The 18,983-nt window shown below is 43.8% G+C and carries 14 protein-coding genes and 2 tRNA genes; 9 read left to right on the top strand and 7 right to left on the bottom strand.

Annotated elements, in window-relative coordinates; translation table 11 throughout:
- Nucleotides 1-18 precede the first annotated feature (18 nt).
- Both ACVBDU_RS08175 and ACVBDU_RS08170 read left to right on the top strand, forming a co-directional pair.
- Entirely contained in the window at nt 19-465 is a 447-nt protein-coding gene (locus ACVBDU_RS08175) for a lipocalin-like domain-containing protein (RefSeq protein WP_123216775.1), read from the top strand.
- Between the two features lie 1,186 nt (nt 466-1,651).
- Nucleotides 1,652-1,924: a transposase gene (locus ACVBDU_RS08170; RefSeq protein WP_447179265.1), complete on the top strand. Its 273-nt coding sequence runs from the start codon at nt 1,652-1,654 to the stop codon at nt 1,922-1,924.
- Between the two features lie 100 nt (nt 1,925-2,024).
- Here ACVBDU_RS08170 and ACVBDU_RS08165 read toward each other — a convergent pair.
- The 3 genes from ACVBDU_RS08165 to mutS all read right to left on the bottom strand — a co-directional run bounded on the left by ACVBDU_RS08165 (nt 2,025) and on the right by mutS (nt 4,986).
- Nucleotides 2,025-2,110: transfer RNA gene (locus ACVBDU_RS08165), tRNA-Leu, on the bottom strand.
- 51 nt (nt 2,111-2,161) lie between these two features.
- Nucleotides 2,162-2,234: transfer RNA gene (locus ACVBDU_RS08160), tRNA-Gly, on the bottom strand.
- A gap of 181 nt (nt 2,235-2,415) precedes the next feature.
- The gene (gene mutS, locus ACVBDU_RS08155) at nt 2,416-4,986 is read right to left on the bottom strand and encodes a DNA mismatch repair protein MutS (protein ID WP_447179280.1); all 2,571 of its coding nucleotides are present in this window, start codon (nt 4,984-4,986) and stop codon (nt 2,416-2,418) included.
- A 317-nt stretch (nt 4,987-5,303) separates the two neighbouring features.
- Between mutS and ACVBDU_RS08150 the strand changes: the two genes are divergently transcribed.
- A complete protein-coding gene (locus ACVBDU_RS08150) occupies nt 5,304-5,843 on the top strand; it encodes an RNA methyltransferase (protein WP_447179264.1) in 540 nt (179 codons plus the stop codon).
- Nucleotides 5,844-5,855: 12 nt separating this feature from the next.
- The gene (locus ACVBDU_RS08145) at nt 5,856-6,419 is read left to right on the top strand and encodes a pentapeptide repeat-containing protein (RefSeq protein WP_447179263.1); all 564 of its coding nucleotides are present in this window, start codon (nt 5,856-5,858) and stop codon (nt 6,417-6,419) included.
- A 9-nt stretch (nt 6,420-6,428) separates the two neighbouring features.
- Here ACVBDU_RS08145 and ACVBDU_RS08140 read toward each other — a convergent pair whose 3' ends face one another.
- On the bottom strand, nt 6,429-7,169 hold the full coding sequence (locus ACVBDU_RS08140; protein WP_447179262.1) for a DUF4488 domain-containing protein: 741 nt from the start codon (nt 7,167-7,169) through the stop codon (nt 6,429-6,431).
- A gap of 549 nt (nt 7,170-7,718) precedes the next feature.
- Between ACVBDU_RS08140 and ACVBDU_RS08135 the strand changes: the two genes are divergently transcribed.
- Together ACVBDU_RS08135 and ACVBDU_RS08130 are read left to right on the top strand one after the other, a co-directional pair.
- Nucleotides 7,719-8,510 carry a HipA family kinase gene (locus ACVBDU_RS08135; protein ID WP_447179261.1) on the top strand — a complete coding sequence of 264 codons (792 nt, stop codon included), beginning with the start codon at nt 7,719-7,721 and terminating at the stop codon, nt 8,508-8,510.
- Nucleotides 8,488-8,871, top strand: coding sequence for a DUF3037 domain-containing protein (locus ACVBDU_RS08130; RefSeq protein WP_447179260.1), 384 nt, complete (start codon nt 8,488-8,490; stop codon nt 8,869-8,871). Before ACVBDU_RS08135 ends, ACVBDU_RS08130 begins: the two co-directional genes overlap by 23 nt.
- Before the next feature lie 285 nt (nt 8,872-9,156).
- On the opposite strand, the gene folK is transcribed toward ACVBDU_RS08130, so the two are convergent.
- Entirely contained in the window at nt 9,157-10,290 is a 1,134-nt protein-coding gene (folK, locus tag ACVBDU_RS08125; RefSeq protein ID WP_447179259.1) for a 2-amino-4-hydroxy-6-hydroxymethyldihydropteridine diphosphokinase, read from the bottom strand.
- 342 nt (nt 10,291-10,632) lie between these two features.
- Between folK and sppA the strand changes: the two genes are divergently transcribed.
- From sppA to ACVBDU_RS08110, 3 genes are all read left to right on the top strand, one after another.
- Nucleotides 10,633-12,396 carry a signal peptide peptidase SppA gene (gene sppA, locus ACVBDU_RS08120; RefSeq protein ID WP_447179258.1) on the top strand — a complete coding sequence of 588 codons (1,764 nt, stop codon included), beginning with the start codon at nt 10,633-10,635 and terminating at the stop codon, nt 12,394-12,396.
- Nucleotides 12,397-12,526: 130 nt separating this feature from the next.
- Complete coding sequence (locus tag ACVBDU_RS08115) at nt 12,527-13,228, top strand: queuosine precursor transporter (protein ID WP_447179257.1); 702 nt, start codon at nt 12,527-12,529, stop codon at nt 13,226-13,228.
- Between the two features lie 88 nt (nt 13,229-13,316).
- The gene (locus ACVBDU_RS08110; RefSeq protein WP_447179256.1) at nt 13,317-15,959 is read left to right on the top strand and encodes an AsmA family protein; all 2,643 of its coding nucleotides are present in this window, start codon (nt 13,317-13,319) and stop codon (nt 15,957-15,959) included.
- Nucleotides 15,960-16,161: 202 nt separating this feature from the next.
- On the opposite strand, the gene bamG is transcribed toward ACVBDU_RS08110, so the two are convergent.
- Together bamG and ACVBDU_RS08100 are read right to left on the bottom strand one after the other, a co-directional pair.
- On the bottom strand, nt 16,162-17,403 hold the full coding sequence (gene bamG, locus ACVBDU_RS08105) for a BamG family beta-barrel-assembly machinery protein (protein WP_447179255.1): 1,242 nt from the start codon (nt 17,401-17,403) through the stop codon (nt 16,162-16,164).
- 52 nt (nt 17,404-17,455) lie between these two features.
- Nucleotides 17,456-18,784 (bottom strand): DUF4270 family protein, encoded by a 1,329-nt coding sequence (locus ACVBDU_RS08100; protein ID WP_447179254.1) that lies wholly within the window; start codon nt 18,782-18,784, stop codon nt 17,456-17,458.
- Nucleotides 18,785-18,983 lie beyond the last annotated feature (199 nt).

The raw sequence follows: 18,983 nt of genomic DNA, 5'->3' as shown, positions 1-18,983 counted from the left end.
GTAAATAACTGACCAATTATGACAAATAGATTTATTAAGGAAGAAATTGTAGGTACCTGGAAACTGCTTTCATGGGTATATTACGATAATGATAACAAACCCGTTCACTATTTCGGAGAAAGTGTTGAGGGGATATTAATGTATGATAAGAGTGGCTTGATGAATGCGCAGTTAATGAGGCCGGAACGCCCTCTTTTCAATTCCACTTCAATCAATAGTGGTACTCAGGAGGAAATACGCATGGCTTTTGATGGCTACCTGGCTTATTACGGGAAGTATGAGGAAACACGCCCCGGTGAAATTGTACATACGGTTGAGGGCAGCCTGCTTCCCAATTGGATTGGGAGTAAGCAAGTGAGGTATGCCCGTGTTGAAGGGGACGAACTTCTTATATATACGCCTCCCATACCTTCCCAACAGGGAGAGGTTGTTTTTTACCTGAAATGGGTGAGGATTTCCGGGTAAGGTATTTGGAAATTAAGGGAGGCTTTTTATTGCGATCTATCGAGACCCATTGCTTCGGGGCAACAGGTATGCGGATAAGTTTAAAATCAAGGGTGAATTTTTAATTTAACTATTGGTCCCATAGTTGTTTGTGGTCATTCGAGCGTAGTGGTCATGAGGCGTTTGATTGATCTGCTGAACATTGAATTGGTCCGATCGTTCATGAAAATGCAAGATCAAAAATACCTGGACAATCTCAGGATAAAGACAGAAGACGGGAACTAACATAATAAAGGGCGTTTGCCAAATGAATGCTACGGTGGCACACCAAAATATCTTTAACAATCCTTATTCAAAATGATGGTTGCTTATTGATCCCGAAAGCGAAGGGGCGATAAAAAGATGAAAGAGGAGAGGATCTGTCTTTTGGATAAGCTTATCTATACTTAGTTTAAGAAGGGGGTCAGGAGATATAAGGGGCAAAACATAGGCATGTCCGAAGTCCACCTGTTCCCAGGAAAGTTGTAGGTAATCTTCAGGACGTACAGTTGGTGGTGGCGATGAATACTACCCCACAATACGGTAGACCCGGGAGCCTTGGATGTTATGGAATAGGAGGCTTCCGATGGCCCTAATGCCTTCATAAGGTCGGCCACACCTTCCGATAACTCACTACCTCTCTGGTCAAAGTCATAGCTATAATGAAGTTGCGGAGCTTTTCCTTTTAAAGGATAGCGGGTATATGTGGTGATGTAAACAGAAGGTATTCCCCCTTAATGGCGAAAGAATTTCATTTTTGGTATAGGTCCAACCTGCTTTGCTGAAGTCCGGCTGTAGATCATAGACTTCATTATCTTTCAAAGACAGTAATTCCAAGAGTTCCAGGTCCGTTTCTGTAATCTTTATTTGAACTCGTCTTGAGTTGTCGTATTTGAGCGAAAAGTCGTGCTTTTGTTCACTAATGAAGTAATTTTGGATCCCGATTTTATCGGGAGCATAGCAGCGTTACGGTTCGAGAAAATTACGAAATTAGGGGAGGCAGGAACGTTAAGAAAATGTCTGGTGGACATTTTTAGCGACTGGCCAGACTGCCACTAGGGCAATGATTTTGTAGGTAATAGAACAACTCAAGACGAGTTCTTTGTATGTCTGATAAAGCCGGGCGCGAAGGAGAAGAAATTATTCTGGATAAAATTTTTTCCATATTATGTCGATGATCGCCTTGAACAGGAGGTGTTATGGTCAAAAGAAGAAGACTATCTCCCAAAATCGGACTTCCAAATCCGGGTTTAAAAGTTTCCAAACGGTAGCAAATAGTATCAGCCTGAATTATCGATCCATACTAAACTACTTTATAAACAGAAGCACCAATGCCTCTGCCAAATCCTTTAATACCAAAAGAAAAGCCCTTAGAGTACATTTTAGAGGGGTCAGGAATACAGAGTTTACCTATTCAGACTATCTAGAATTTTTTGCCTAGTCCACAAATTTTGGGAATGATCCGAACTAATTCTGTCAGTAAAATTGTCAGTATAAAAAACAAAAACCCTGTAAAATAAATACTTTACAAGGCTTTTCTGTACTCGGGGCGGGACTTGAACCCGCACGAACATTGCTGCTCATTGGATTTTAAGTCCAACGTGTCTACCAATTCCACCACCCGAGCGTAAAATTAAATTATTTCAACAACTCCGGTGATTGAGCGGAGCCGAGATCGAGCGAAAAACGGGATTCGAACCCGCGACCTCCACCTTGGCAAGGTGGCGCTCTACCAACTGAGCTATTTTCGCATTTTATAAGAACGTACCCTTCCGGGGATTATCGCGGATGCAAATTTAACGCTTTTCTATAAATAGCAAAGAATTTTTTAAAAAAAGACTGCTTTTTTAACCGTTGCTATCCCGCTTTTTTGCACCGAATCTACAAGACTGTTGAAAGTGAAATGATTATACTTCCATCCTGTACTTGTTATTATTTGGTTTTGATAAGCATACGTTTTATTTCGTTCAGTTTCATCAATGCTTCCACAGGGGTCAGCGTATCGATATCCGTATGCAATATTTCTTCGCGGATATCTTCGAGAAGGGGATCATCCAGGTTAAAGAAGCTCAGTTGCATATCGTCCTGGGTCGATTTCAGGCTGTCGGATAATTCGCTTGCGGAGTGGGACTTCTCCAGTTTTTTAAGGATTTTATTTGCTTTCCGGATTACCTGTTGTGGCATTCCGGCCATTTTGGCTACATGAATACCAAAGCTGTGTTCGCTACCCCCCGGAACGAGTTTACGCAAGAAGAGTACCTTGTCTTTCAGTTCCTTTACCGATACGTTGTAGTTTTTTATACGGGCGAAGGTCTCGCTCATCTCGTTAAGTTCGTGATAGTGCGTGGCAAAAAGTGTTTTTGCCTTTGAGGGATGCTCGTGCAGGTATTCGGAAATGGCCCATGCTATGGAAATTCCGTCATATGTACTGGTTCCCCGGCCTATCTCGTCCAGGAGTACCAGGCTGCGTTCCGAAATATTGTTCAGGATGGAGGCCGTTTCGTTCATCTCTACCATAAAAGTGGATTCTCCCATAGATATGTTATCGCTGGCACCTACACGGGTAAATATCTTGTCTACAATACCAATACGGGCTTCATCGGCAGGGACAAAACTTCCCATCTGTGCGAGGAGAACGATAAGGGCCGTTTGTCGTAGTATGGCCGATTTACCACTCATGTTGGGCCCGGTAATCATAATGATCTGCTGTTCCTCCCGGTCCAGGAAAACATCATTGGCTATATACGCTTCGCCTATGGGCAGTTGTTTTTCAATAACAGGATGCCTTCCGTTCTTTATCTGCAATTCGAAAGACTCTTCAATCTGCGGGCAGGCGTAATGGTTTTCTCCCGCAAGTTGGGCGAAGCTGCTGAGGCAATCCAGTTGCGCTACCAATGCTGCATTGGCCTGTACGGGAGAAATGAACTGTTTCATCCACTCCACCAGTTGCGCGAACAATTTTTGTTCTAACTGGAGTATTTTTTCTTCGGCCCCCAGTATTTTCGCCTCGTATTCCTTAAGTTCTTCCGTGATGTAGCGTTCCGCGTTTACCAGGGTCTGTTTTCGGGTCCATTCTTCGGGAACTTTATTTTTGTGTGCATTGCGGACTTCGATATAATAGCCGAATACATTATTGGAATCGATTTTCAGCGAAGGGATACCTGTCCGTTGCGATTCCCGTTCCAGCATCTGGTCGAGATAATCTTTGCCCGAAAAGGCAAGGTTTCGTAACTCGTCCAGCTCTGCGGAGAACCCGGAAGCTACGGCATTGCCTTTGTGTATGTTTACCGGGGCTTCTTCGTGCAGGGTCTCTTTGATCTTGGCACGCAGGGTATCGCATAAGTGTAGCTTGTCGCCCAGCGATTTCAAGGCTTCTTCCCCGCTTTCCGATGCCAGGGCCTTTATCGGTACGATGGCTTCGAGGGAGTTTTTGAGCTGAATGACTTCCCTCGGGTTGATCTTTCCCGTAGCTACTTTGGAAATAAGCCTTTCGATGTCGCCGATCTGCTTCACCTGGTTTCGTATTTTCTGCAATATGGCGTCGTTGTCCAGGAAATACCGGACTACATGGTGCCGTTGCTTTATTTTTCCGGCATTTTTCAGCGGCAGGGCCAGCCAGCGTTTCAGCATACGGCCTCCCATTGGTGAAATGGTTTTATCAATAATGTCAATGAGCGTTACGGCATTGGTAGCCGTAGAACTATACAGCTCCAGGTTGCGCATCGTAAAGCGGTCCATCCATACATATTCGTCCTCCGCGATCCGGTTTACGGAAGTAATGTGCTGGAGCTGGTTGTGCTGGGTCTCCGAAAGGTAATGCAAAGCCGCACCAGAAGCAACGATGCCTTCTGCAAGGTGATCTATTCCGAAGCCTTTTAGCGAACTTGTTTTAAAATGGTTCATAAGTGTTTCCAGGGCGAAGTCTTCCTGGTATACCCAGTCTTCCATAAAAAAGGAATGAAAGTCGTTACCGAATACAGAAAGGAATTCCTGTTTGTTTTTCTTAGATACCAGTACTTCACTCGGATTGAAATTCCGCAATAGCTTGTCCGCGTATTCCGCACTTCCGCGGGAGGTCAAAAACTCCCCCGTGGAAATATCCAAAAAAGCGAGCCCGATCTGTTTTTTACCGAAATGCAGGGCACAGAGAAAATTGTTAGTCTTGGCATGTAAAATATCGTCGTTCAGGGCCACACCCGGGGTTATGAGTTCGGTTACGCCCCGTTTTACGATCTTTTTGGTGAGTTTGGGATCTTCCAGCTGGTCGCAGATAGCCACGCGCTCACCTGCTTTTACCAGTTTGGGCAGGTAAGTGTTGAGGGAATGGTGTGGAAAACCGGCCAGTTCACTTCGATCCCCGCCATTGTTACGGTGGGTCAGTACAATGCCCAGTATGCCGGCGGCCTTTACGGCATCTGCCCCGAAGGTTTCGTAAAAATCCCCTACGCGGAACAGGAGCAGGGCATCCGGGTATTTTGCCTTGATCTGGTTGTACTGCTTCATTAACGGCGTTTCCTTCTTACTTTTTGTAGATGCCAAGCTGTTTATAGTTTATAGGTTTAATATACAAAGCTTAAGGTTTTTAACTTTTCTGCATTGATACTTTCTTTCCTCAACGATCTTAAAGTTATGTGTCAAAATAAGGCCTGTCACCTTGTTTTTTCTCTCTCTATCTTTCCGTCACTTTGATAAGGGCGAATTTATGAATAATTTTATCCGTTTGAAATTTTTGTTCGGAGGAAAAGATCTGATCCCCGGGTTTTATATTGGATGACAAAAGATTAATTTTGCTCTGCATAGTCGAACGAAAAACAGGAAGTATGCGAAAACTGAAGAACAGCGAGCTGGGACGTTTACAGGTGGAAGAATTTAAAAGCACGGTAAAAACGCCTTTGATCGTCATCCTTGACAATATAAGAAGCCTTAATAATACCGGGTCCGTATTCCGCACAGCCGATGCCTTCCGGATCGAAAAGATATATCTGTGCGGTATAACAGCCACCCCTCCGCATAAGGACATCCATAAAACCGCTCTTGGCGCTACGGACAGTGTAGATTGGGAATATGTGAAAGATACCCGTGCGCTTGTGAACAAACTAAAAACGGAAGGTGTTGTTACTGTGGCTATAGAACAGGCAGAAAATGCGGTGATGCTTAACGATTTTGTTCCGGAAACCGGGAAAAAATATGCAGTGATCTTCGGGAACGAGGTAAAAGGGGTGGCGCAGGAAGTCGTGTCCGATTGCGATGAGGTTATAGAAATACCACAATACGGCACCAAGCATTCCCTCAATATTTCGGTAAGCGCCGGGGTAGTGGTATGGGACCTTTTTAATAAGATGAAAACGGCACATAAATAACAGGAGGGAAGCATGGTTTTTTATGATAAAACTTTTGAGAATACGGATTTTTCCGTGAAGCCGCCGGAAAAAGGGGAATATGAGGACTGCTCGTTTGTACGCTGCAACTTTTCGCATGCGGACCTGTCCGGGATCGATTTTTTCGAATGCCGTTTTTCGCATTGCGATCTCAGTATGGCAAAGCCGGTACATACTGCTTTTCGGGATATTTGTTTTGAACATTGCAAGATATTGGGAGTCTCTTTTGACCGGTGCAATGACATACTGCTTGCTTTCCGCTTTGAAAATTCCGCTTTGGATTTTTCTTCTTTCCACCGTATGAAATTAAAAGGGACTCACTTTAAAGACTGCAAACTGGAAGGCGTGGATTTTCGTGAATGTGATCTTCAAAACGCCGTTTTTGAAAACTGTGACCTCGCCGGGGCGGTTTTTGAGAATACTAACCTGGAAGGCGCCGATTTCCGGACCTCGTTCAATTTTTCGATAGACCCGGAAGCAAACCGCCTTCGGAAAGCAAGGTTTTCTATGGATGGGGCAGCAGGGTTACTGAAGAAATACGGGGTTATCCTGGAATAAAACAGTTTCTTATTCTTCCGTGGTATAGGCCTCGTTGTATCCGGACCATATTTCGTAGATCGGTTTTCCGGCAGAGCTTTTTCCACTATGGTGCCATTTGCCGTCTTTAACTTCGTAATTGAATTCCAAAGAAGCGCCGACCCTGCTGTTATCCCTGGAAAAAAATGTAATCTGTTCCGTATACTTTCCGTCCCGGGCAGTGTAAGTACCACCGCCGGTACCGTGGAATTCTTTGGTTTTGGAATTAAAGGCAATCCATTGGAACCTCCCGCCGCTCAAAATTTTTACGGTTCGGCGATCGCCAGGGGTCATTTCACTAATTTCTCCTTCCGGGTTGGCCCTTCCGGTAATGACCCAGTTCCCGGTTAGGTCGTCTTTCTGGTCGGAAATCCTGGTCCATGTTTCGGTGTCGCCGTTTGCTTGTTTCAAAACGATCTGCTTATCCGTAGCGGTCAGGAAACAGGTTTGTTTCTTACCTATCTTTTCCGGATCGGCCGTATAAAAGTCCGGTATTTCCGTGTATTGGTCACCTTCCAGGATATATTCCCCTCCGCCGGTATCCGTAAACGCATTGCCTTCCTTTTTTTTGCCTCCAAAAGCAAAATATCCGTCCTGGTATATACGGATGTATTCCATATCATTGATTTCCGTTCCGTTTTTGTGGGTCAGTTTCCACGCACCCTCCATTTTCTGGGCGTACAAGGTTCCGAGAGAAAAGAATATCAGTAGTAAAGCAGGTATATGTTTCATGATTTCAGGTGTTTGCTGTAAAGAGTAAAGATACATTTTTTATTTTTTCACTCATGAGGAACAATTAATCTTTAAGGAATTCCATTATTTTGAAAGAGGTCCTTGAGAAAATATATAATTTCCGGGACATGATATTAGGGCAAATGCATTATATAAGGGAAGACAGATGAAGGGGATGAAACATTTGGAGACAAAGTGACAAGGCGACGAGGGGTGTTGGTGCTTTATAGTGATTGGTTGTTATTGATGAAGATTGCCCTTCGGCTGCGCTCGGGAACCTGATAAAGATAGAAGATATTGGGTGCTAAGTTTGGGAGTCCCGATATATCGGGATGGAGTTCTGGGGTTTTGTAGGGAAGGTTTCCTGTTTCAACTCCCTAACTAACCAACTCCGAACTAATCAACAACCGGGAAACTGGCAAACCGGTCACCGGCAACAAACCTTAAACATAGAATTACTCAACTATAATGCGTTTTCCCTGGATATGATATGCTTTTCCGGATAAAGTATGGAGAATACACTATTTTTGTCAGAGAAAACCGGAAAGAATGTCTTCTGTGGAAATTAGAAATGTAAAAGTCACCCGTTACGTCACTCCCCTGAGAGAGGGTGGGTCACTGCCGGCAATTGCGGAGGCCGACGACGGATTTAAGTACGTGGTGAAATTCCGCGGTGCCGGTCACGGGGTGAAAGCCTTGATCGCGGAGTTCCTGGGGGGTGAAATTGCCCGGAAACTGGGATTTAAAGTTCCGGAGATAGTATTTGCGGAATTGGATGAAGCCTTTGGCCGTACCGAGGGAGATGAAGAGATCCAGGACCTGCTCCGCGAAAGCCAGGGACTCAACATAGGTATCCACTTTCTGTCCGGGGCCATTAACTTTGATCCCGTAGCCGTTAAGGTGGACGATGAACTGGCGTCTAAGATCGTTTGGCTGGATGCCTTTATTACGAATATAGACAGGACTTTCCGGAATACCAATATGCTTCTCTGGCACAAAGAGGTATGGCTTATTGACAACGGGGCCGCTTTTTATTTTCACCATTCCTGGAACAATTGGGAACAACAGGCAAAGACACCTTTTACTTACATCAAAGATCACGTATTACTTCCGCAGGCGGAAATGCTGGATGAAGTGAACGGAGAGTTCCGGGAAATACTGACGGATGAAGTACTTAAGGAGATTGTGGACCTCATACCGGAAACGTGGTTGTTGTGGGAACAATCGGAAGAAACACCGGAACAGATACGCGAGATATATTTTCGCTTTTTAACCACGAGACTGACTAATTCCGAAATTTTTATAAACGAAGCAAAGAATGCGAGAAATGCTGTTGTATGAATATGCGGTAATAAGACTGGTGCCCCGGGTAGAGCGGGAAGAATTCCTCAACGTTGGGGTGATACTCTATTGCAAACAAAAGGCATTCCTGAAAACGTTATATCATATTAATGAAGAGAAACTAAACCTTTTTACATGTGAAACGGCCATAGAGCAACTGATGGAAAACCTGGAATCCTTTGATAAGATAAGCAGGGGGAGTAAAGACGGCGGCCCGATAGCCCGGCTGGACCTGGCTTCGCGTTTCCGATGGCTTACGGCGATGAGGAGTTCTGTTATCCAAACCTCAAGACCACATCCCGGCTTTAGCGCCGACCCGGAAGAAACTTTGCAACGTCTGTTTGAAGAACTGGTGCTGTAAGGGAAGTACAAGTTACGGAGTTTTAGTTCGGAGAGATCTTTCCGGAAAGTCCGTTTTTTGCATTTATACAAGTATTATCTTGCCTGCATCTCCTGGAATCCCTTGGTGAATATCTGCGTTTTCATCTACTCCTCCATGACTCCAAAACTAATAAAAAAAGGGACTCAATTGCTTGAATCCCGGGGGGTGGATTATGAAAAAGTTAGTTAGTTAGCTTTAATAATGGTACTAATTTAAAATAACCTTTTTTAAAAATGCAAATAAAAGTTAAAAAAGTTATAATTTTTACATTTCGTCCTTGAAATTGTGTATTTTGTCGATGAGGTAATAGTAGTCATTTTTGTTCTGAACAAAATCCACTTCTGAAACATCCAGTATCAGTACATTTTGATACTGATGGGTTTTAATAAAATCCAGGTAGCCTTTGTTTATCTTTTCCAGGTAATCGGGCGGAATGTTCTGTTCGTATTTTCTTCCCCTTTTTTTGATGTTCTGCAATAATTTATCCGTGTCCTGATGGAGATAAACATATATATCCGGTTTGGTAACCTCCCTATACATAAGGTCGAATAATTTCCGGTACAGCCGGAATTCGTCTTCTGCCAGGGTAACATTGGCGAATATTAACGATTTGAAAATGTCGTAATCGCTTACCATAAAATTGGTAAACAGGTCGGGTTGTGAGGTGTCGTCCGTGAATTGCTGGTAGCGATCGGCCAGGAAAGACATTTCGAGAGGAAAGGCATAGCGGTTCCGGTCTTCGTAAAACTTTGGCAGGAACGGATTGTCCGCAAAGCGTTCCAGGATAAGCTTGCCGTTAAAGTCTTCTGCTATTTTGGTGGCCAGGGTAGTTTTTCCGGAGCCTATGTTGCCCTCGATAGCAATGTAATGAAGCGAGGAAAAAGGGTTTTTCTCCGCCGGTCGTAAATCGTATGAAGTCCTGTCAATTTCACTGTTATCCGGGCATTCTTCCAGTAATTGTGCTACTGTTTTTTGCAGTTCCGGATGTATCTTGCCGGGGGCGATATCTGCCAATGGGCGTAACACGAATTGTCGGTTGGAGATCTGCGGATGGGGGATGATAAGATTATTCTGTTCTATGGTTTCGTCCTCATAAAACAGAATGTCAATATCGATGGTCCTGGGTTGGTACCCTTTTTCCCCGGAGCGGACCCTTCCCAGTTTTTTTTCCGTTTCCAGGATGTGGAATAGCAATTCCTGCGGTTTCATGGAAGTGTCCACGGCAATACACGCATTCAGGAAATCTTCGCCCGAAAAACCCCAGGCAGGTGTCTGGTATACTCCGGAAGAGGCTGTGACCTTCAGATCATTGCCCTTTTCCAGGTATGTTACAGCGTTTTGAAGGTTTTGTATTTTACTCCCGAGATTACTTCCTATGGATAGATATGCGCGTTTCATTGTGCAAAATAACTAAAAGAAACCAACATAAACGAGATAATGATCCTGTAAAAATCCGGACAAGGTTTAAATGCGGTTGACTTAAATTGCTTTCGGGAAGTAAACAGATATCCTTAGCCAGGAGACATAGCCCTAAAAACCTCTCAAAATGAACAAGAGCTCACAAAAACAACCTGTTCTCCGGACGATTGGTCTTCCCCCGTTTAGCAACTTTTGGGCATGATTTTTAATTCCGTTCGTCCTTATCGCAATTCATAAACCGAAAAGATTATCTTTGTGAAGCATAGTACATAAGTACGTGCGAAACGAGTTTTTTTACTGCAAGTAATACGTGATTGAACAATGAAATTTTTAAGAAATCTGTTAGCGTCTGTTTTAGGGTGTTTTATAGCCCTTGGCGTATTGTTTTTTATGTTCCTCATCTTTGTGAGTCTGGCTGGTAGCCAGGACAATGTAATAACCGTACGGGATAAATCCGTATTGGAAATAGGTATCGACCAGCCCCTGAGGGACTACGGAGGTAAATTTGATTTTACCGATTTCGGGATGAAATATGAGAAGTACGACGGCCTGAATCATATACTGGAGGCGATAGAACAGGCAAAGACCGATACTAAGATCAAAGGGATCAGCATTAGCAGTAGTTATCTTCCTGCAGGGATGGCACAGACCAAAGCCATACGAAATGCCCTGAATGATTTTAAATCTTCCGGAAAATTTGTATATGCTTATGGGGATTTTTATTCCCAGAAGGATTATTACCTGGCTTCCGTAGCCGATTCTGTTTTTGTGAACCCCGTGGGAGACATAGATTTTAAAGGTCTGTCTACCGAGGTACTGTTTTTCAAAGACCTGCAGGAAAAGTCCGGTATAAAGCTGGAGGTGATACGTCACGGTAAATATAAAAGTGCGGTGGAACCGTTCCTGGATAATAAAATGAGCGCGGAAAACAGGCACCAGATATCCGAATTATTACTTTCCGTGTGGAATTCCATGCTGGAAGATATCTCCGATAGCCGGGGTATACTTCCGGACAGCCTCAACAGTATAGCCGATGATCTTGGGGCAAGGACTCCGGCAATGGCGCTTTATGCGAAACTGATAGACAGGATCGCGTATTTTGATGAGTATGAGTCTTCCCTGAAACTGGCAAGCGGGATAAAACAGGATGAAAAACTGGAGTGTATAAGTATGCGGGAGTATTCCGAATATGCTGCGAAAAAGGTTAAAAAGACAGGAAAAGACAAGATTGCGGTGATTTATGCCGAGGGGGAAATTGTTTACGGTGAAGGCAGTAAGGATTATGTAGGGCAGGGGATTATTGTAAAGGCCCTCAAAAAAGCCAGGGAAGACGACAAGGTGAAAGCCATCGTTCTCCGCATAAATTCACCCGGGGGAAGTGCACTGGCTTCGGATATCATATGGAGGGAAGTGGAGATCACGAAAAAGGATAAACCCGTAGTCGTATCTATGGGGAACCTCGCTGCTTCGGGAGGATATTACATCGCTTCCGGTGCGGATAAGATATTTGCCGAGCCCACCACCATTACCGGATCGATAGGTGTATTCGGTATGCTGCCCAACTTTAAGGAACTGGCAGACCGGATGGGTATACATGCGGAACATGTGGTTACCAACGACCAGGCTCTCGGGTACAGCATTTTTCAGCCTTTGTCCGAAGAATACGCAGAAGTGACCAAAGAGAGCATAGAAAATATTTACAGCACTTTTATAGGCCATGTTGCCGATGGCAGGGAAATGACCGAGGAAGAAGTGGATTTCATTGCCCAGGGAAGAGTTTGGAGTGGTACGGAAGCACTGGAAATTGGTCTTGTTGACGAAATAGGCGGACTGGAAAAAGCTGTAGAATATGCAGCGGAAGTTGGTGGAACAAAAGAATACACCGTACAGGATTTTCCGGTGTACACCACAAATATCCAGGATATAATGGATAAGTTCATAGGTGTCTCTATTGGCAGGAGTAAAGAAGAGATTTTAAAAGAAGAAATAGGAGAACAGGCTTACCAGATATTGCAAAAGATTAAAGTATTGTCCGGGCAGAAAGGAGTACAGGCCAGACTGCCGTTCGAACTTATCATGCATTAAGATATTTAGGTAAAACAAAAAACCGTCTTACGGCAAAGCCGGAAAACCTCCATAGGTTTTCCGGCTTTGAATAGTAGTTCTGACGGTATTACAGATACTTTTTTCGTGTTTTCCCACAAAAATCATTTGCATGCAACAACATAAAGCCGCATACCAGTTATACCTGTATCTCGCCGCATTGTTTATCACCTCCCTGGTGGTTTCCAATCTTATCTTTCAAAAATTCTTTTACTGGTATCCTTTCGGAGAAGTCAACATTTTCGGGTCCCGGATATTTGAGATTTCTGTAGGGATATTACCGTATCCTGTCACCTTTCTGATCACCGACCTCATTTCGGAAATATTCGGTAAGAAAAAGGCAAATCAGGTAGTTACTGCCGGTATTTTTGCCTCATTGTTCTCCCTGCTTATCATTTATGTTTCCACAGTTGCCCCTGCGACGGACTGGTCGCCTATAGGAGATGAGATATTCCGCGATGTGTTCGGGCGTACCATACTGGCCGTAATGGCTTCTATGCTTGCTTACCTTGCCGCACAATACGTGGATATCCATATTTATCATTTCTGGAAAAACTACACCAAAGGAAAGCACCTGTGGCTCCGGAATAATTGTTCGACCGTTTCGTCTCAGGTTATCGATACTATGACGGTACTGCTCCTGCTTTGTTCTTTTGATGTTATTGCCTGGGAACGGTTTACCGGATTGCTGATAGGAGGGGTACTGTTCAAAATGTTAATAGCCTTGCTGGATACCCCGTTTTTGTATTTTTTTGTATATATTATCCGTAAGCGGTTTCACCTGGAAGAAGGGGAGGAAATCCAGTTACCCTGACCGGATCGTATCTATATAAAAGAAAGTCCTGAAAGTATAAGAATAATGCAAGGCATACTATAGCGTTAACTCAAAAAAAATAAAAGCAATGAAAATTAAAAAGGGATTAAAGATAGCCGGGATCACGATCGGTATACTCATACTCTTACTTGCGGTAACCCCGCTTTTATTCAAGGATAAAATAACAGCACTTATCAAGGAGAACATCAATAAGAACGTAAATGCTACAGTCGATTTTAAAGATGTGGACATAAGCCTTTTGTCCGGATTCCCGAAAGCCAGGGTCGCCCTGAACGAAATATCCGTGATCAACCTGGCTCCCTTTGAAGGAGATACCCTGTTCTATGCCGATGAAGTTTCCATAAAAATGGGAATAGGAGAACTGTTTAAGGGAAGCGGAATGCAGATAAGCAGCTTTGCCGTTGACAAGGCCAATGTAAATATCCTGGTGAACAGCGAAGGGAAGGCCAACTATGATATAGCGAAGGAAAGTACGGATGATACCGGTGGAGAAGAAACTCAGGCAGAAGGAGAAGATTTCAGTTTCTCGGTACAGCAATACGATATAAGGGACAGCCGTATCTCTTACCTGGATGAAGAGGGGAAAATGCAGTTTGTCATGGAAGAACTCAACCACTCGGGCAGCGGGGACCTTTCCCTTATCAAATCGGAACTAAAGACCAAAACAAATGCCCTGGTGTCTTTTATGATGGACAGTACGGCCTATATCAGCAAAAACAGGGTGGATCTTGATGCTGTTATCGGCATAGACCTGGAGAAGAACCGCTATTCTTTCCTGGATAACACTTTATTATTTAATCAGCTCCCCCTGGTGTTCGACGGCTATGTACAGCTCAACGAAGACAACCAGGAGATCGATATAACCTTCAATACCCCATCATCCGATTTTAAGAATTTCCTCGCGGTTATTCCTGAAGCTTATTCCAGCAATATAGAGAATGTACAGACGACCGGGAATTTTGAAGTAAAAGGAGAAGTAAAAGGTATTGTGGATGCTACGCATATTCCCGCTTTTGATATAAAAATAGCTTCGGAGAACGCGTCCTTCAAATATCCGGACCTGCCCAAATCGGTTTCGGATATAAAGCTGGCTACGGAAATAGTTAATAAAACCGGGCTCACCAAAGATACCTATGTGGATATTCAAAAACTGTCTTTTCGTATAGATCAGGACGTTTTTAATGCCAATGCCAGGTTAAACAATATAACCGAAAATATGCGTGTAAATGCCAGGATAGATGGAAAACTGAACCTGGCCAATCTTTCTAAAGCATATCCTTTTCCTATGGAGGAAGAACTCAGCGGTATTTTGGTAGCGGATATCACTACGGCTTTTGATATGGCCTCCATTGAAAACCAAAAGTATGAGAACACCAGGAATTCAGGGACGATGGATCTCACCGGGTTTACCTATGCCTCTTTGGAAATGGCCAACCCCGTTAGTATCAGCAAAGCCAATGTAACCTTTAATCCCGCAACAGTAAAGCTCAATACTTTTCAGGCAAAAACCGGGCAGACCGATCTGAACGCCACAGGAACCATTAACAATATGATGGGCTTTATGTTCAATAAAGAGAAGATAGAGGGCAGCTTTACACTGTCATCCGACACCTTTTCCCTCAACGATTTTATGGTAGCCGAAGCAGAAGGTGAGGGAACGTCGGAAAAACAGGAGACAGGAAAAAAAGACGATGCGAAAACCGAAGAAAAAATAAAAATACCTTCATTCCTGGATTGTACGGTCGACGCATCGGCCAATACGGTGTTGTATGATAACCTGAAACTAAAAGATGTAAAAGGGACCCTCATAATACGGGATGAAAAAGCAACTCTTAAAGATCTTAGATCCAGTATATTCAACGGGCAACTGGCCATAAACGGGGATGTGTCTACAAAAGAGGCTACGCCTACATTTAATATGAAGATGGATATCAGCAATTTTGATATCGCCGAGTCTTTCCAGGGACTGGACCTGCTGAAAGCCCTGACCCCTATTGCGGGTATATTGCAGGGAAAACTGAATACGGACCTGTCCCTTTCCGGTAACCTGAACGACGACCTGACGCCTGTGTTGACCTCCGTTTCCGGCGATGCCCTGGCCGAGGTGCTGACTTCTGGGATTGACACCAAAGATTCCAAATTACTCAGCGGACTGACCAGTAACCTGAGTTTCCTGGACATGAACAAGTTAAATCTTCAGGATATTAAAACACATTTATCCTTTGACAATGGAAAAGTAAACGTAAAACCGTTTCATGTAAAATACCAGGATATAGACATCGAGGTAGCGGGAAGTCATGGTTTTGACAAAACTATGGCCTATAAAGCCACGTTCAATGTTCCTGCAAAATATCTCGGGAAAGAAGCAAGTAACCTGCTGGCCCAACTGAATGAAACGGAAAAAGAGGGAATGACTGTTCCGGTTACCGCAACCATAGGCGGAACCTATACCAGTCCGTCCGTTTCTACCGATATGAAATCTGCCGTTACGGCATTGACACAACAGCTCATTGCCAAGCAAAAAGACAAACTGGTCGGCCAGGGCAAGGATGCGGTAGGCAATGCGCTGGGTAACCTTTTGGGAGGAAAAAGCAAGGACAGCACAGCAACGGACACTACGGCAGCCAAAAAACAGGAATCTGTAAAAGAAGCTGCCAAAGATGCTTTACAAGGACTGTTCGGGAAAAAGAAAAAGGATACGACCAATTAAAGTCGGAAGCACGAAGTTAGAAGTATGAAGCGTTTAAAATAACGTGATTTTTTATTTGGCTCGATAAGTGAGATTTAATTTCCAGGCCTGTTCGGAGCTTATCTAAAGGCTTGCATCGGGACACGAGGCAGCAGACGATTGCATTTGAAATCGGATTTACATTAAAATCCTTCTAACTTCGTGCTTCTAACTTCGTACTTTTTCAATCGTACTTCCTTTTTATAAACCACAAATCCTCCAGGCTGATGTTCAGGGTAATAAAATGATAGTTTTCTTTGATGAGAACGGTGGATAATTGTCCTTTTTGCCCGTAAGAATACGAGATATTGAGCATAGAGTTCGTATTGGTATTTATCGGAAGCCCCAGTCCTGTGGTAATGGCATATCCCCCTACTTTTTTATTGTTGATGGAAAGATGGCCGTTATCCGAAGTAAAACCTCCCCGAAACTGTACCCTGTCTATATATTCCGGTGACCGGGCATTTTTCATGTATTCGGCCCCTATACTGAAAATATCTTGATCTTCATATTTGCCAATGTTGTCTGTTTGATTGGTAGAACTCCAGAAATTCCTTTTGTAATCCGCATTTACGGAAAGCCCTTTGAAGGGGGTGAAATAAATGCCGACACCTAATTCCGTCGGGAGTTTGAAGTCAGGAATATTTTCGCCTTCTTTGTCTTCAACAGTTACACCGGTCCCGTCCAGGGTCTTGGTAACGGTCCTGTCCATAGTGCCGTCAAGAGAAACCGGTAACTGAACGGTACCTCCGACAGAGAAATTCTTTAAGATGTTGTACTGGAAACCCAGTCCCAGCCGTACACCGTTATAGAACGAGGTTTCATTCATCTCAAAATAGCTGCTTCCGATATAGAAGAATTCGTTCTCTTTGATACTTCCGAATAAATAAGAGGCGCTGGCCCCAAGCCGTATTTTATCCGAAAGCAGATAGCCGTAATTGACTTTCATATCATTCAGTCCGCCGGAACCGTTGATGGTACTTTCGAATTTTTGGTCCGACCCCTCTATATTGGAAGTGACCCCTAATAGGGTATATCCCACATTGGTATACGGAATAAGAGTGACTCCTATACCCGATCTTTTCGAAAGGGAAAAGGCAAAAGCGAGGTTCGAAAAATTAAAGCTCCATTTGCTTTCGTCATTTATTTTATTCGAATAATGATTGTACTCCGATTGAAACCCCACATCAAAAAGAAATGATTTGTCATATATGGAGGCATAGGATGCGGGGTTGAGGTTGTTTATCCCGGTGCTTCCGGGCATGGCTATTCCACCACGGCCCAGAGCATTGTACTTTCCTACATTCGCCTGGTTGATTATACCCAGGCCGTACATGGAATAAGGTGATCCCGTAAGGCCTTCGGATTGGGCATTTGCAGAAAGGAAACAGCATATAATGCATGTGGAAAAAATGATCTTCTTCATATTTATCGTGTGTTTTTGACCTGTGAAATCCGGAATATCATGAGAGGATTACTTACTCCTGATTTTCATCATAAATGGTATACAAGAGTTCCAGGGTAGCTTTGTAGTCCCCGTTGTTTTCCCCGTTAAGCACCATACGGTTTACGGACGAACTGTACTGGGATGGGATGAGGATGAGAGAACTCCGGTCTTCCCGGGTGGCTGTCATGAGGCGTTCTATATAGGTGCCCAATGGGATTTCGAAATACAGTTCGTTAAACTCCTGGTTTGCCCGGTTCAGTACGGCCAGTAATGCAGTAGATTCTGAAGTTGTAAGCTGTTCGGTAATGTCGTTGTTCTGGTCCACTACAAATATGTTGAGTGTATCCTTCAACGGGAGGTGTTTGTCATAATACGCGTTAGTAGGTTTTATTTTCAGTACTGCATTGAGTACTGTTCCCGTACCCTCAATGTCATAAAGGGAACGGATAGACGGGAAGCGAATCCTGGTGGTGATACCCGTTCCGGACTGAATAAAAACCTTATTTCCGGTTTCGGCACTGGGTAGTAGTGTTTTTCGGGTGGTAAGCTGGCTGAAAGGTGTTTCGCTGTCTTCGGAAACGATGCTGTTAAAAAAGGTTGCGGGGCTGTTCCCGGTAGTAATGGCAAAGTCGGTATATTGTACCGTAGGTTCTTCCGTTTCCCGGGTGGAATAGTAAATCCTCAGGTAAGTTTTGTCCGACGATGTGTTAAATCCGAGGACGGCGCCGCCATCACTTTCTCCGGGTTGCAGGGTAAGGCCTTTAAAATATTCCCGTAGCTGGTCGTTGGTAGTAATATTCTTTTTCTGTATTCTTTCGAAAAGTTCTTCGCCGAAGGTATCGTCCAGTTTAATTTCCACGGAATCTTTTCCGCTCAAAGGCCTGGGATTAAAAATAATTTCTCCGAGACTTTCCGTTTCATGAGCTATGGACTGCCCGTTGTAAAAGGAATTTCCTTCCACTGGTTTTACACGGGCTGTAAGTCTTTTTACCTGGATGGAAGAAGGTTGAAGGGTGTCATTGTAATAATATTTGTCGTACCCGAGAAACAGGGAGATGCTGTCATATAACGCTTCGTTGTTTATGTTGTAGCTTGTCGGTAATAATTCGAAATAACTCGATGCCGTAGTCCTCCCGAAAACGGTATCCGGGTACTGACCTATCAGTATTCGGGTAGCATCCGATGTGACCAGGCTGTCGAATTTAATGGTAGACATTTCTACTGTAAGGGTATCGATATACAGAACCCTTATGTTACTGTCGGTAAAATCTTCACCGGCCTCAAAGTCGGTATCGTAAGCATTGTCGTCACCGCAGGACCATAAAAGTACGGACAGGCAGAAAAATAATACGTATCGCATATAATAATGATTTTGGGCAAAAATAACCGGGTTGACATAGGGTAAAAATGAAAATCGACCATTGCGGATGTTACCTATACCAATACCCTCTATTTATCTATCAGATCACATAAGTGGATCTCATCCGTAAAACCTCCCTTTTGGTATATAAATAGGCAGGGTTTATCTATTCCGTTTTTGCCCGGGAGGGGTGCGGTGT

This window comes from Sinomicrobium endophyticum (assembly GCF_052983315.1).
Note: the sequence above shows the minus strand (reverse complement) of the source record. Positions and strands in the feature narration are given on the sequence as shown.